At 35.9% G+C, this 14,260-nt stretch carries 13 protein-coding genes, 1 tRNA gene and 3 pseudogenes; 5 read left to right on the forward strand and 12 right to left on the reverse strand.

Features of this window, described 5'->3' with window-relative positions; translation table 11 throughout:
- Positions 1-8: 8 nt before the first annotated feature.
- The 11 genes and pseudogenes from tnpC to ABWU58_RS05955 form a co-directional block, all read right to left on the reverse strand.
- Positions 9-1,369: pseudogene (tnpC, locus tag ABWU58_RS05905) on the reverse strand (IS66 family transposase).
- 210 nt (positions 1,370-1,579) lie between these two features.
- A tRNA-Met gene (locus ABWU58_RS05910) sits at positions 1,580-1,652 on the reverse strand.
- Entirely contained in the window at positions 1,652-2,944 is a 1,293-nt protein-coding gene (purB, locus tag ABWU58_RS05915) for an adenylosuccinate lyase (protein WP_353282883.1), read from the reverse strand. Before purB ends, ABWU58_RS05910 begins: the two co-directional genes overlap by 1 nt.
- Positions 2,941-3,174, reverse strand: a complete 234-nt coding sequence (locus ABWU58_RS05920) for a hypothetical protein (RefSeq protein ID WP_353282884.1) — start codon at positions 3,172-3,174, stop codon at positions 2,941-2,943. The genes purB and ABWU58_RS05920 overlap by 4 nt, the downstream gene beginning before the upstream one ends.
- A complete protein-coding gene (locus ABWU58_RS05925; protein ID WP_353282885.1) occupies positions 3,171-3,368 on the reverse strand; it encodes a hypothetical protein in 198 nt (65 codons plus the stop codon). The genes ABWU58_RS05920 and ABWU58_RS05925 overlap by 4 nt, the downstream gene beginning before the upstream one ends.
- Before the next feature lie 38 nt (positions 3,369-3,406).
- Positions 3,407-3,964 (reverse strand): 50S ribosomal protein L9, encoded by a 558-nt coding sequence (rplI, locus tag ABWU58_RS05930; RefSeq protein ID WP_353282886.1) that lies wholly within the window; start codon positions 3,962-3,964, stop codon positions 3,407-3,409.
- Between the two features lie 7 nt (positions 3,965-3,971).
- Complete coding sequence (gene rpsR / locus ABWU58_RS05935; RefSeq protein ID WP_253302586.1) at positions 3,972-4,247, reverse strand: 30S ribosomal protein S18; 276 nt, start codon at positions 4,245-4,247, stop codon at positions 3,972-3,974.
- Positions 4,247-5,029, reverse strand: a complete 783-nt coding sequence (rpsF, locus tag ABWU58_RS05940) for a 30S ribosomal protein S6 (RefSeq protein ID WP_064125329.1) — start codon at positions 5,027-5,029, stop codon at positions 4,247-4,249. The genes rpsR and rpsF overlap by 1 nt, the downstream gene beginning before the upstream one ends.
- Before the next feature lie 48 nt (positions 5,030-5,077).
- Positions 5,078-8,407 carry a DNA polymerase III subunit alpha gene (gene dnaE / locus ABWU58_RS05945; RefSeq protein ID WP_353283731.1) on the reverse strand — a complete coding sequence of 1,110 codons (3,330 nt, stop codon included), beginning with the start codon at positions 8,405-8,407 and terminating at the stop codon, positions 5,078-5,080.
- 557 nt (positions 8,408-8,964) lie between these two features.
- The gene (locus ABWU58_RS05950; protein WP_353282887.1) at positions 8,965-9,165 is read right to left on the reverse strand and encodes a WPE palindromic element domain-containing protein; all 201 of its coding nucleotides are present in this window, start codon (positions 9,163-9,165) and stop codon (positions 8,965-8,967) included.
- Positions 9,166-9,203: 38 nt separating this feature from the next.
- Positions 9,204-10,370 carry an aspartate kinase gene (locus ABWU58_RS05955; protein ID WP_353282888.1) on the reverse strand — a complete coding sequence of 389 codons (1,167 nt, stop codon included), beginning with the start codon at positions 10,368-10,370 and terminating at the stop codon, positions 9,204-9,206.
- Positions 10,371-10,483: 113 nt separating this feature from the next.
- Between ABWU58_RS05955 and ABWU58_RS05960 the strand changes: the two are divergent.
- The 3 genes and pseudogenes from ABWU58_RS05960 to ABWU58_RS05970 all read left to right on the forward strand — a co-directional run.
- Positions 10,484-10,710: pseudogene (locus ABWU58_RS05960) on the forward strand (transposase); the annotation flags it as partial.
- Positions 10,667-10,885, forward strand: a complete 219-nt coding sequence (locus ABWU58_RS05965; RefSeq protein WP_353283751.1) for a hypothetical protein — start codon at positions 10,667-10,669, stop codon at positions 10,883-10,885. The pseudogene ABWU58_RS05960 and the gene ABWU58_RS05965, both read left to right, overlap by 44 nt.
- 62 nt (positions 10,886-10,947) lie before the next feature.
- Entirely contained in the window at positions 10,948-11,946 is a 999-nt protein-coding gene (locus ABWU58_RS05970) for a pyruvate dehydrogenase complex E1 component subunit beta (RefSeq protein ID WP_353282889.1), read from the forward strand.
- Between the two features lie 5 nt (positions 11,947-11,951).
- On the opposite strand, the gene ABWU58_RS05975 is transcribed toward ABWU58_RS05970, so the two are convergent.
- Positions 11,952-12,305 (reverse strand): TrbC/VirB2 family protein, encoded by a 354-nt coding sequence (locus ABWU58_RS05975; RefSeq protein WP_353282890.1) that lies wholly within the window; start codon positions 12,303-12,305, stop codon positions 11,952-11,954.
- A gap of 299 nt (positions 12,306-12,604) precedes the next feature.
- Here ABWU58_RS05975 and ABWU58_RS05980 point away from each other — a divergent pair.
- Both ABWU58_RS05980 and ABWU58_RS05985 read left to right on the forward strand, forming a co-directional pair.
- A pseudogene (locus tag ABWU58_RS05980) lies at positions 12,605-12,994 on the forward strand (transposase DNA-binding-containing protein); the annotation flags it as partial.
- Between the two features lie 212 nt (positions 12,995-13,206).
- A complete protein-coding gene (locus ABWU58_RS05985) occupies positions 13,207-14,178 on the forward strand; it encodes an IS110 family transposase (RefSeq protein ID WP_353282680.1) in 972 nt (323 codons plus the stop codon).
- Positions 14,179-14,260: the final 82 nt, after the last annotated feature.

Raw genomic sequence — 14,260 nt, forward strand, 5'->3', positions numbered from 1 at the left:
GGAGTGGCTTAGGAGACAATAGACAGAAGATTTTGGAAAGGGTTTAACTTCTTTTGTTTCCAAGTCAAATACAGAGAGATTATCCGCTCAAGTTCCTCGCTCCGATTGTGTAAAATATGAGTTTTTACGGTAAACGACATAATGCCGTATTTGCCGTTCAACATGGTTATTTGTCAGCGGAATATTTTCTGGGTCATCTAAAAATTTCCACATCATTCTTTCAGATTTCAAAATATTTTTGGCAACTCGAGAAGCTCCAATTGCTTCAGGTAGGTGGAATATCTCCTTCAAGTAATACCTCGTACGTTTTCGCAACTTTCTGGCACGTTTGGCAAATCTTTATCTCATTTTTTAGTAAAGCTTTTTTTAGTGCAAATAATTCAGTAGCGACATCTCTTACATAACAGCCAAGAATCTTAACTTCAATGTTCCAGCTATGAGCCAGCCTTTCAAAATCTCTTATCAAATGAGCCCAGCAGATTTGCCTTTTCTTATCATTAAAGTAGTTGTAGGCTGAATATCTATCAGTTACTATCAAACTATTGCGATTGCAAAATGTGCTGTCTTGCAAAACCTTCATTCCTCTTGATTCTGTAAATCTTACAAAACTTGCCGTATTGCTTGCAAACATCCAACACCAAGCGAGTTTACCTTTGTTATAATGGCTCGTTTCATCAATATGTAGAACTTTACTCCTACTTATCTCTTGTTCGATTTGCTCATATGTTTTTTCGCATTTTGATGCAACTCTGTGTTCACTATTTGATATGCTGCCAACACTTATGTTCAAATTAAAAATGTCATTTATGATACTAGCCACTTCACGCTTTGAGTTTTTGTAAAATCCGCTGAGTGCTGCAATTATCGATTTAACTTTTGGACCAAATGTATCTGATGTAACACCTTCTGGTAATTTGCTACTTTTTCTTTTTCCACATTTTCGACAGCGGCCATGTTCCAACTGATATTCCACTACATAAGACCTAATTTCCGGAAGATCAACTTTTTGGTGAACATAAGGTTTTTCGCATATTACAAGCTCTCCTCCGCATTCGCAAGTATCAGGCAACTCTATTTTTACTACTTTATCCGCTTCCATTTTGGCATGAAAATTTCCTTTATGCCCAACCTGACCGCCAACATTCCTTTCGCTTTTTGGCTTGTCCTTTTTTATTTTGTACAGTTCTTTTGAGCTAGGCAGAGATGAGTTTTTTGAATTTACTTTCCTTTAATTCAGCATTCTCTATCTTTAAAGCTTTATTTTCTGCTCTTAAAAGTTTTCTATCTCTGCTTCCAGTTTTTCTATCTTTGCTTCTAACTTTTCTATTTTTTGCTGTAAATTTTTGCAAAGTTCTAAAAGGTTTACCACATTACCTCATATTCACTCTATGATTATCTTTATTATCTTGCTTTGTCTACCTTATTTTGCCGCTCCCCTGAACGGATACCTCTTATCCATTGTCCTCTAAACTGTACACCTAAGTGGATACACAACTGAACGTAACCATTCCAAGTAGCTGACACTGGGTCGCACTACTTCACCAATAGCACTATCTTGCTAAACATAGTTTAGTTCGAGTGGCTGAGGAGGGACTTGAACCCCCGACCAAGAGATTATGATCCTCCTGCTCTACCAACTGAGCTACTCAGCCTAATTGAAAACCTTGCTATATATGTGACCTACATGCTTTGTATAATATTTCAAATCAAACAAAGATTCAAGTTTTTCCGAGTTAATAACCTTAAGTAAGGGTTTATCTTGTTTCAATTCGGCCAGAAAATCACTGTTGTTTTGTTTCACTTTCATTGCATTGCTCTGAACAATTTTATACGCCTCTTCCCTCGCCAAACCACTATTTACTAACTCAAGCAATACACGCTGTGAGAAAACTAAACCTTTTGAAGAATTTAAGTTCTTTTCAATGTTTTCCTTATTGATTACCAATTTATCTATCAAATCTGTTAATCGCACTAAAGCAAAATCCATTGTTATACAAGCATCAGGAGCAATGCATCTTTCCACAGACGAGTGTGATATATCACGTTCGTGCCACAATGCAACATTTTCTAACGCAGGAAAAACATAACTGCGTATTAAACGTGAGAGTCCAGTCAGATTTTCACTTAAAATAGGATTACATTTGTGTGGCATAGCAGAGCTTCCCTTCTGCCCAATGGAAAAATGCTCAGAAATTTCGCCGATTTCAGTTCTTTGCAAATGACGAATTTCAATTGCAATATTTTCTATTGAGCTTGCAATCACTCCCAAAACCAAAAAGAACATGGCATGTCTATCACGAGGAATGACTTGAGACGATATGGTTTCAGGTATGAGTCCCATTTCTTTCGCTACATACTCTTCAACAAACGGATCAACATTTGCAAAATTACCTACTGCACCTGATATTTTACAAATTGAGATCTCTTTTTGCGCGCTAATTAATCTCTGATAATTGCGTTTAAATTCAGCATAAAATCTAGCAAATTTTAATCCAAGAGTTGTTGGTTCTGCATGCATTCCATGACTGCGCCCAACACAAACAATATCTTTATAGTCCTCAGCTTTTTTTTTCAATACTGCAAGTAAATTTTTTAGATTCTCGAGTAAAATATCACATGACTCTTTCAACTGCATCGCAAGGCATGTATCCAAAACATCAGAACTTGTCATTCCATAGTGGAGATAACGAACATCAACTCCCGCTTTTTCAGCAACATATGTCAGAAAAGCTATAACATCATGTTTTACAATGGATTCAATTTCGTTGATACGTTCAATATCAAATTCAATAGCACCAGAGAGCTTCTGAGCAACACTATTTGGAATCACTCCTAACTCTTCTTGAGCTTCACACGCTAATTTTTCTATTTTAAGCCATATATTAAATTTATTATTTTCCTCCCAAATAGAAGACATTTCTTTTCGGCTATAGCGGGGAATCATTTTTGATTTATTCCAATAATGGTGTCATTCCAGTGCGTGACACTGGAATCCAGATATAAAAGTATTTGCAAATTATTCAATGGACAACGGATTCTAGAAGCATAAAATAATGTCCATGATGAAATAAACTGGATCCCAGTGTCACGCACTGGGATGACATGAGGGGAGCACTGGAATGACACCAGCTTAGCCATGGCAGACATTTCTTTACGGCTATAGCGTGGGATCATTTTTGATTTACTCCAATAATGGTGTCATTCCAGTGCGTGACACTGGAATCCAGATATAAAAGTATTTGCAAATTATTCAATGGACAACGGATTCTAGAAGCATAAAATAATGTCCATGATGAAATAAACTGGATCCCAGTGTCACGCACTGGGATGACATGAGGGGAGCACTGGGATGACACCAGCTTAGCCATGGAAGACATTTCTTTTTGGCTATAACGGAAGATCATCTTTAATCAGCTTCATCACCATCAGTAGCTTCTTTATTCGCACCTTGCCCTGCCTCTTGTTGCTCAGACTTCTGATTTTGCAATTTTACTTGCCTTAGCTCATTTGCATCTGTTTCGGATTTCACGACGTATATAGTAATTGGTACTACTACTTCACTATGTAATTCTACGTTTACTTGGTATTCACCCAAGTTTTTGATGCTTATTCCACCAAAAGATAAACTACGATGATTTATCGCACGTCCTTCTTGTAGTAAAACTTTCGCAATTTCACGTGTTGTTACAGAACCAAAAATTTTACCATCCTCTGAAGCTTGCTTTATTAATACCACAAACTTATCATGTAGTGACAATGCAAGCTCTTTTGCTATATTTAATCTTTTTATATTTTCTTTTTCCAGTAATAAACGTTGCTCCTCTAGCTTTGTTAAATTTTCCTTGGTAGCTTTCACCGCTTTTCTTTGTGGAAAAAGAAAATTACGTGCATAACCTGGTTTAACTTTGACAACTTCACCAAGCTTACCTAAAGTCCTTATATTTTCCTTTAAAATTATCAACATAAATTACCTAAACTTTTTTAGTACAGTAAGGAACAAGAGCTAAAAAACGTGCCCTTATGACTGCTAAGCGTAACTTCCTTTGTTTTTTTGCACATACGCCTGTTAATCTTCTAGGTAATATCCTACCATAGTCAGAGGTAAACTTGGATAATAAATCTGTATTCTTATAATCTATGTCTTCATCTTTAGACGTAGCAAGAGGGCAAACTTTAGAACGCCTAAAGCCAGTCCTATTATTTACAGATACGTAAGAATTATTAAAACTATTTCGTCTTTTCATCATTATGCGCTTTGCTCCTCAATTTGTTTATTCATCATATAAGATTTACCTTCAAAAAATTTATCAACCTGCACAGACAAGTGGCGAATAATGTTCTCATTAAGTTTCATTCTACGCACAAACTCATCCAGAATGCTTGCAGTAGAACTTATGCACATTATACAATAATGACCGCTCTTCATCTTATTTATTGGATATGCAAAATCCAAAAGACCCCAATGTTCATACTTGATTAATCCTGATGCTTCAATGTTTTCCAAAAGCATTTCCAATGCTTTGCTCGATTGAGTTGGACCGTTTATTCTAAAATCTTTCAAAATATCTTGAAAAATCTTTATTAGATGTTCTGAAATATTTCTCTTCAAAGCATTTACTGCATTATGGATAAACGCACTTTTAGTAATTTGCTCACTGCCTCCTAGAAATTTTATAAAATCTTGCGTTATTCCTAAATCTTTTAGGTCATCTTTCAACTCTTTATCGATTTTTGACTTCACTTCTTTCAAATTTGAAAGATCTTCTTCCAATTCAACCCATAAAATTTTTGTAAGATCTTCCAAGAAATCAGAGTAAGCAACTAGACCTTCTTTAATGTTTTCAGCACGCGTTTCTAACTCTTGTTTTGTAAGCGTACTATTTTGCCTTTCCATAAGACTCTTAATCTTCTGGAAAATAACATCTGCTTTAATATTTTTCAATGAAACAGCTAGCTCTTGGACCATCTCCTCTACTTCTTGCTGTAACAATCCTTGTTGTGCTATAAAAGTAAATTCATAAAGATTCACTATATCTTCCTTTAATACCGATTAAATATTTCATTATATAAAGCTTTTTTATATAAGCAAGTTATTTGTATTAATTTCTACGCCTTTAATCCAGCTTAAGTTAGATATTTCATAAATAACTTGAGGAGCAATTGAGTATGCACCTGGTAATAAGATGCTCACTTTATGTTTTTCGAGAAGAAGTTTTAGCATTATTTTGGTTCTGCCTTCATCTTTCAATATTGTGTTTAATTCCATAGCGGCTTTTTGCGAATCCGTGCACTCAGTGGTGAGAACTAATTCCTTTATTGTAGAAGCGATTCTTTTTGTAAACTCAGATATATCCTTGCCTGCTAATCTTGTCGTATTTTCCGAAGCTTCAAGATCAATTATCACAAATGTTCCTGGTGAAAATAAATCTCTTTTTCCTTCTATTATTTCATTATTATAAAATGCTATTTCAGAAACGTTATGGGGATCAGAAAGTGTGAGTATAACAAACCTTCCACGCTCTGAAGTTCTCATACGTGCATTTAATATTACCCCAGCAGTTTTTGCTGTTCTATTTTCTCCGATAAACCCAATATTTAACTTTTCCAGAAGAATTCTAAATTTTTCAAGTGGATGATTAGTTAAATAAAATCCTAGTGAAAATAACTCATGCTCTAATTTTTCCTCTTCATCAAAATCTTCCACATTCTCAAATTTTGGTTTGAGGACATCAAGACTACCAAACAAAGCAGCTTGACTTGATTCCCTATCCTGTTTGTTTTTATTTGCAAAGTAAATCAGCATGTCCATTGACTCATATAGCTGCTTTCTGTTCTTATGCACGCTATCGAATGCCCCGGATTTAATTAGGCTTTCTAGCGCCCTCTTATTTATTATATGACCTGAATTTTGAATGAATTCCCATATGTCCTTATAAGCGCTTGAACGTGTGTTCACTATTCCTTCTGCTATAGAAAAACCAACATTCCTCAAGGCAGCAATACCATAACGTATGCACTCACCCTCTATTGAGAATTCAGCTTGAGACTTGTTTATATCAGGTGGAAGAACGGTAACGCCACTAAACTTTGCTGCATGATAAAATAAATTCAGTTTATCTCTATCATCAATATTCAGATTCATCAAGGCTGTGAAAAATTCTAACGGATAATTAGCTTTAAGGTAAGCCGTTTGATAAGATATAACCGCATATGCAGCTGCGTGAGATTTATTAAATCCATAACCAGCAAATTTTGCAACAAGGTCAAAGATATAACTTGCCCTGTCATAATCAACGCCATTCTTCGTTGCCCCTTGGATGAAAAGTTCACGTTGTTTATCCATCTCTTCCTTAATTTTCTTACCCATGGCACGTCTCAGCAGATCTGCTTCTGCGAGGGTATATCCAGAAAGAATACGTGCTATTTCCATCACCTGTTCCTGGTAAATTATCACTCCGAACGTTTCTTTTAACACTCCCTCAAGTAACGGATGAATATAATCTGGCTTTTCAAGTCCATGCTTTCTTGCAACATAAGTTGGAATGTTATCCATTGGACCAGGACGATAAAGGGAAATTAAAGCGATAATATCTTCAATGCAATCTGGCTTTAATTTGATTAAAGCTTCTCTCATTCCCGAACTTTCAAGCTGGAACACTCCAATTGAATCACCGCTTGAGAGTATCTCATAGGTTTTTTGATCATTCAAAGGAACTGAAGAAATATCGATCTTTTTTTCATCACGATTAATTAAACGACATACATGATCTATTAGCGTTAGCGTACCAAGTCCAAGAAAATCAAATTTTATTAGCCCAGCTTTCTCCACATATTTCATGCTGTATTGAGTGATTGGCAGAGCCGAATTTGGATCGTAGTACACAGGAACAAAATTTTCCAACTTTTGATCACATATTACAATTCCAGCAGCATGAGTTGAAACGTGACGATATATTCCTTCGAGCTTTAGTGATATATCAAGAAGCTTTGCAATTACCTCATCACTATCTCGTTCTTTCTGCAGGTTTTGATCAAGCTCTATTGCTTGTGATAAAGTTACAGGATTTACTGGATTAAATGGAACCATTTTAGATATTTTATCCACTTGAGAGTAAGGCATTTGCAATACTCTACCAACATCACGCAATACTGCCCTTGCTTGCAATTTTCCAAAAGTGATTATTTGAGCAACATAACCGTACTTTTTCTGAACATAATCAATAACCAGGTCTCTTTTTTCCTGGCAAAAATCAATATCAAAGTCAGGCATCGATACACGATCAGGATTCAAAAATCTTTCAAATATTAGGCCAAACTTTATTGGATCAAGGTCTGTAATCTGTAAGCCCCAAGCAACAATTGAGCCTGCACCAGAGCCTCTTCCTGGACCAACTGGAATGCCATTTGCTTTGCTCCAACGGATAAAGTCAGAAACTATTAGAAAATACCCGGAATAATTCATTGAAGTTATTACGCTTAGTTCGTAATTTAGCCGATCGTAGTATTGTTTAAGGTCTATATCTGTCTCATTCGCAATGCGGAATTCTAATCCTGCAACTGCCTGCTCCCTCAGTTCTTCATTCTCAGTTTTATTTTCTCGACAAGGAAATTTAGGCAAGATAGGCTGCCTGCTTCTTGGCATGTAAGAGCACCGCTTAGCTATCACTAAAGTGTTATGAATTGCTTCGGGGATATCGCTGAACAGCTCCTCCATTTCTGCCACAGATTTGAAATAATGCTCAGTGGTTAGCTTTTTCCTGTTATTTTCGAGAGCATAACTACCCTCCGATATACACGTTAATATATCATAAGCTTCATAGTCAGATCTATTTGTAAAGAATACATCATTTGTTGCAACCAGTGGTATATTGTGCTGATAAGCAAAGTCTATCAAGGTTTCTTCAAGCTCTAGCTCTTTATTCAACCCATGACGCTGCAATTCAACATATAAATGACCATTGAATGCTGAAAGCAGTTTTTCAATCGTTTCTTTATCTTGCCCCAACAATAGTTGAGCCAAACATCCACCGGTTAAAGCGATCAGACCCGTACTTAAATTCAATAGCTCATCAAAATCAACGTAAGGAATATCGCTGTTATTCTTGCGCTTTCTAAAAGACTCACTCACCAAAGTGACTAAATTAGTGTACCCTTGCTCATTTTTTGCAAGCAATAATATAGGTAAATTTTGTTCTGAATGTTTAACTATAATATTGCATCCTATTATTAGCTGTATTCCTTTGTTAGCTGCATATTCTGAAAATTCGAGCGAGCCAAACAAGTTACCTGAATCAGTAATTGCAACCGCTGGCATTTTATTTCGCAAACAAAGGCCTATCAGCTCCTCAATTTTAACCGAGCTTTCAAGCAGCGAATAAACACTATGAACACGTAAGTGTATGAACATAAAAAACTTTAGATCAACAAAAAAGGATAACATTAATTTACTCATGAGAACATAATTTTCATGAGAACAAAAGCCTATAAGATTTCTCAAATCTAAGGTTAAAATACAAAAAACTTCCTTGACAAACTCCGCCAGCTCCCTTATCATGAGAATGAAGCTATTTATTTATCTTCTCTGTACAGATTAAATGACAAAAAAACTCACGTATCTGGCGTATCATGTTTAATTTTTTGCACTATGTGCACTCTATGTCTTTATAAAATTTCTAGGTTTTTACCTAACATAAGCTGAAATGCGCTTATAAAGCATTTAAAACATCAAAAAACGCCAACTTAAAAAATGGATAGTGAATAATTAGCTACCCTAGGTTTTCTTTGCCTTTTTTTCTGTTTAGTAAATTTCTTAACGTTTATAATTTAGATTAGTTGCGGCTTAAAAGCAGCTAAATCGCGGTTATTAAGTGTTTAGAATAAAAAAACGCCATACTTGAAAGTATAATGTAAGTAACTAGCCAACCACGGGGCTTCTTTTGCCTTTTTTTTCGTTTGGTAAATTTCTTAAACATTTATACTAAAAGAGCCCAAGAGAGGTGTCATGCCAGTGCTTGACACTGGCATCCAGTCTTTATTATGCAGCCACTTATTTAAAGTTAAGTTTTCTGGATCCAAGTAGTCAGGGCACTGGGATGACACCTTCATAAAGGAACCAGTGTCAGCTACTTGAATGACAGGAGAATGACACCCTCCTGGTAGGCCCAAATTGCAATGTTCGTACAGTTGTGGACGTCGAGCCTATCCTAGTGTTGCATATCAAGCTCATACTCAGTATGTAAATCTTTGACCAAAGCTACAACGTATTCTTTTTGAACAATTATACTGATTTTGATTTCGGATGTTGTGATAGCAAGTATTTCTATCTTTTTTTCGCTTAAAACCTTGAGTGTGCGGTGCATCACTTCAGTGTTAGACATAACACCAATACCAATTATTGAAATTTTAGCTACATTATCGTTTATAGCATAATTTTCATTCTTATTCAGTAACTTTTCCATTAAATTAATATCAAATTTGGAGATAACAAAACTTGACCCATGTATCATATCAATTTTAACGTTTGCCCCTACTATATCTCTTAAAGTACGCAAGTTATTTGCAAGGTTAGTGAAAGTTACAAGAGCTTCATTAGTGCTATAAGCTATTCCAGTAATTAAGTATCTCTCTAGTACATCCCTTTTGTGTAGTACTGTGGTGCCTTCTACTTCCTTAAAAGTGGATAGCACTTGCACTTTAATGTTATGCTTCATTGCAAGTTGTACTGAACGATTATGCAGTATTTTAGCACCAGATGACGACATTTCCAACATTTCATCGTAAGAGATAAATTTGAGCTTGCGTGCCTTTGGAACAATTTTCGGGTCTGCTGTATATATTCCATCAATATCAGTAAAAATTTCGCAAATTCTAACACCAAAGGCTACCGTGAAGGCAACTGCTGATATATCAGAGCCTCCTCTTCCAAAAGTAGTGATTCTATCATCATTTATACCCTGAAAACCAGCGATGATCGCAGCAGTATAACCCTCAGCAAAAGATCTTTTCACATGGTCAATCTTTATTGTTTTTATTTTAGACTCAGAATAAAAATCATCAGTTACAATTGGTAACTGCCAGGCAAGCCACGATTTAGCATTAACTCCGATCGATTGGAGAGTGATAGCTAATAGACCGCAAGAAATTTGTTCTCCTGCTGAAAGCATAACGTCATACTCTGATAACTCTTGTCTGCAACTTAAATTTGAGATTTGCCTAGCCTGAAAAGCCATTTGGTCAGTAAATCCTGCAACAGCAGATACAACAACGATTACATTACAACCTTTCTCAATATCGCTTTTTATCAAATTTGCAACTCGGTTTAAATCAGTTAGCGAAGTCCCACCAAATTTTTTTATGATTATTTTGTCCATAGTTACAATATAACTCTCTTCTGAAGAAAAATATAGTTTTTGTAGAGATAGAGGTTGTCCGGAAACTAGAATTAAGGTAGAGTATAAGAAATGTAATAATAATGAGGTAAGGAATGAGAAAGAAGTATCCAACAGATCTAAGTGAAAGGGCGAATAGAAAAATATTTCAGGGTATCATACAAGAAAGGAGGAAGACCGCCAAAGTATAGTAAAAGAGAAATATTAGAGGCAATTTTCTATGTATTGCGTACAGGGTGCCAATGGCGGTATTTACCGAATGCTATGGAAGACTGTGTATGAGCAGTTTAGGCAATGGAAGGAACAGGGAATTTTTGAAAAGTGGCAGAATCTGGGTCACGAGTTCTTCTTCCTACACTCCATGTAAGAGCAGAAAGTGCCTCAAAAGAAGTACCAACCTGCCACCTATCCACTCTGAGAAGTTATTGTCTTCTCTTGCTTTCAACCAAGCAATACTTATTCATATCATCTGGGTAAGGTCAGTTTGTAAAACTTAATTTGTACGCTTCCTAGTAATTCTGATATAGTTACTTTAGTTAAAGTCTATAAAAGTTTATAAATGGCAACCTTAAGTGTAAGAGAAGCTTTATGCACAGCGATCAGAGAAGAAATGCAAAACGACCCTGACGTGTTGATCATCGGTGAAGAAGTTGCAGAGTATGATGGTGCCTATAAAGTAACAAAAGGATTACTGAAAGAGTTTGGAGAAAACAGAGTAGTTGATACGCCTATTACCGAACATGGATTTGCTGGCCTTGCTGTTGGAGCAGCATTCGCTGGATTAAAGCCAATTGTCGAATTTATGACTTTTAATTTTTCTATGCAGGCTATCGACCAAATCGTGAATTCTGCAGCAAAAACAAATTATATGTCAGGTGGACAACTTGGATGCCCCATAGTATTTCGTGGACCAAATGGCGCTGCAGCAAGAGTTGCCGCACAACACTCTCAATGCTTTGCATCTTGGTATTCGCATATACCGGGGTTAAAAGTGATAGCACCTTACTTTGCCTCCGATTGCAGAGGTCTGCTTAAAGCTGCAATTCGCGACCCTAATCCGGTAATATTTCTAGAAAACGAAATAGCTTACGGACATGAACATGAAGTTTCTGACTCTGAGCTGTCAAATAAAGATTATCTACTTGAGATAGGCAAGGCTGCTGTCATACGGGAGGGAAAGGATGTAACTATCACTGCTTTCTCATTAAAATTAATGGACGCTTTAGGTGCAGCAGATTTACTTTCAGGTGGAGGTATAGAAGCTGAAGTTATTGACCTCAGAACCTTAAGACCACTTGACACTCAAACCGTTATTAACTCTATTCAGAAGACTAATAGGTTAGTTAGTGTAGAAGAAGGATGGCCATTTGCAGGAATAGGAGCAGAGCTTTCGGCTGTTGTTATGGAACAAGGATTTGACTACCTTGATGCTCCAGTTATACGCGTAACTGGCAAGGACATCCCCTTACCTTACGCTGCAAATCTGGAAAAAAAAGCATTACCGCAAGTGGAAGATATAGTTGAAGCCGTGTATCAGGTCTGTTTTAGAAAAAAATAACCCTATCAGTTCTTTTTTGTAATATCTCCTATTCCACATCGTTCCATAAAAGAAGCATCTGTAGTGTTTATACTAGCCATTACTTTCGTGACAATAGCTTTAGCACCGAAAAATACAGCACAAAATACGCCTAGCGCAAAAAGAGCTGGCCATGGCATTCTACCAAATATCGCAAGCAAAGCTGCACCTATTATCACTACGGTCATAAGCGGTCCGCCTATTCCCCAAACGTAGCCAATAATATTACATATTACTTGAGCAGTTGTATCAGCATTAGTGTCAGCGGCAGCACTCCCAACATGAGAAAAAGAAATAAATAATACTATAAAAAGAATATTAAAAACTTTCCTAGGGTTCATCCCTATACCTTAAATTTAGATATTGCAATTATACCTAAAATACTATAATTTTTAGTAAAACTAGCATAAAGATTGAATAACAAACGGTGCAACAAAAGTAGTTGACACACAACTGCACGAACATTGTAATATGGTACAACGTTACAACGATGTCATGAAAGTAGCTGACACAGGTGTCTAAGTGAGGAAAGTCACCTCTCCCCACTCGACTTCAAAACCTTACTATTACCCACAAATATAAATGGACATAAAAATAAAGGATTAGAATATTAAAGTATGCAAATATTGAGGGTATAAAAATGGCAAATGAGAGTAATGAATGGGCTAAAAGTGAGTTTGGAAATGCTGTACTAGGAGATAAAAGACTAACTGACAGATTAGTGAATCTTGCTGATAGTTTGGCAAATTTACCTAAAAGTTTAATCAATCAGGCATGTGGAAGTTGGTCAGAAGCAAAAGCAGCATATCGTTTTTTTCAAAATGAAAATATAAAAGAAAGTGATATTTTAGCTTCACATGTTGCTAAAACAGCTGAAAGAATGAAAGCTCACAAAAGAGTTCTTGTAATTCAAGATACAAGTTACATTTCATATACTCACCATAAAAAAACAAGTGGATTAGGAGATATTTCAAGAAAAAGGGGCAATAATCAACCTAAAGGAATTATAATGCATACAGCCTTATATGTTAAAAATAGGTTTTTATAAGTACTACAAAGTAGTAATGTAAAGACATACAGAGAAGAGGAACCGTGTCCAGTCTTGGTCATAAGGACCGTAGTATAGCAAGGTTTTCTTCTCTGGTTTATACTGAAGTTCCGAACAACTGATTGAGTTTTTAGACTCGTATATAAGGGTGGAAAATACAGTATATATTGTTTATCAACATTTACGGAGGAATTATGAATTCATCAAATATTATTGCTGGCATTGATGTTAGCAAAGCTAAACTTGATATTCATATCCATCCACTTGGATATCATAAAGTATTTGAAAATAACGTGCAAGCTATTGATCAAATACTCGACTTTTTACGTTTGCATAATGTAAGCAAAGTTGGTCTTGAAGCAACAGGTGGATATGAAAAATTATGTGCCTATACTTTACTAAGCAATGGTTTTGAGGTATATGTTATTCAACCTAGATGGGTTAGAGATTATGCAAAAAGCCTTGGCGTTGCTACTAAAACCGATAAAATAGACTGTAGTATCATCTCACGTTATATTAATAATACAGATATGCGTGTTACTCCTTTAAAAGTTAGTAATGTTGATTGTTTGAGGCAAAAGCTATCTCGTAGAAATCAACTTGTAGAAATAGCAAAAATACAAAAAACCCAAGCTTACCAGGTAACTGATATATCCATAATAAAACAAATGGAAGAGCTACTTGCCATTTTACAAAATCAAATCCAAGCCTTAGAAGATGAGATGATGGAGTTGATTGATCAAAGTCAAGAGCTTAAAAGAAAATACATATCAATAACTAGTATACCAGGTGCAAGTAAAATCACAGCTATTACTATGATTTGTTATCTACCAGAACTAGGGACGCTTCAAGAAAAGCAAATATCCAGCCTTGCCGGGGTTGCACCTTTTAATCGAGACAGTGGTTTTAGTAAAGGAAAAAGGTGTATTCAAGGCGGTAGGTCACAAATTAGAACAGTTTTGTATATGTGTATTCTTAGTGCGCGGGAATGGAATTCTTACATAAAAACTTTTTTTGATAGGTTGTATAATCAATATAAAAAACCATATAAAGTTGCTTCTACCGCTGCTATGAGAAAGTTACTTTTACTTGCTAACTCCTTGGTAAGAGACGGTAGAGTGTTCACTGAGGAATATAGCCCTAAGTCTACTTCTCTAGTAAGTTAGTGTAGCTGTGGATAAGTACGCCCACATAAACTATAAGTACTTATACACAGCTACATCAATTAAGAGTTATAGCTTATATTAT

Source organism: Wolbachia endosymbiont (group A) of Pogonocherus hispidulus (genome assembly GCF_964028195.1).
Classification (GTDB): Bacteria; Pseudomonadota; Alphaproteobacteria; order Rickettsiales; family Anaplasmataceae; genus Wolbachia.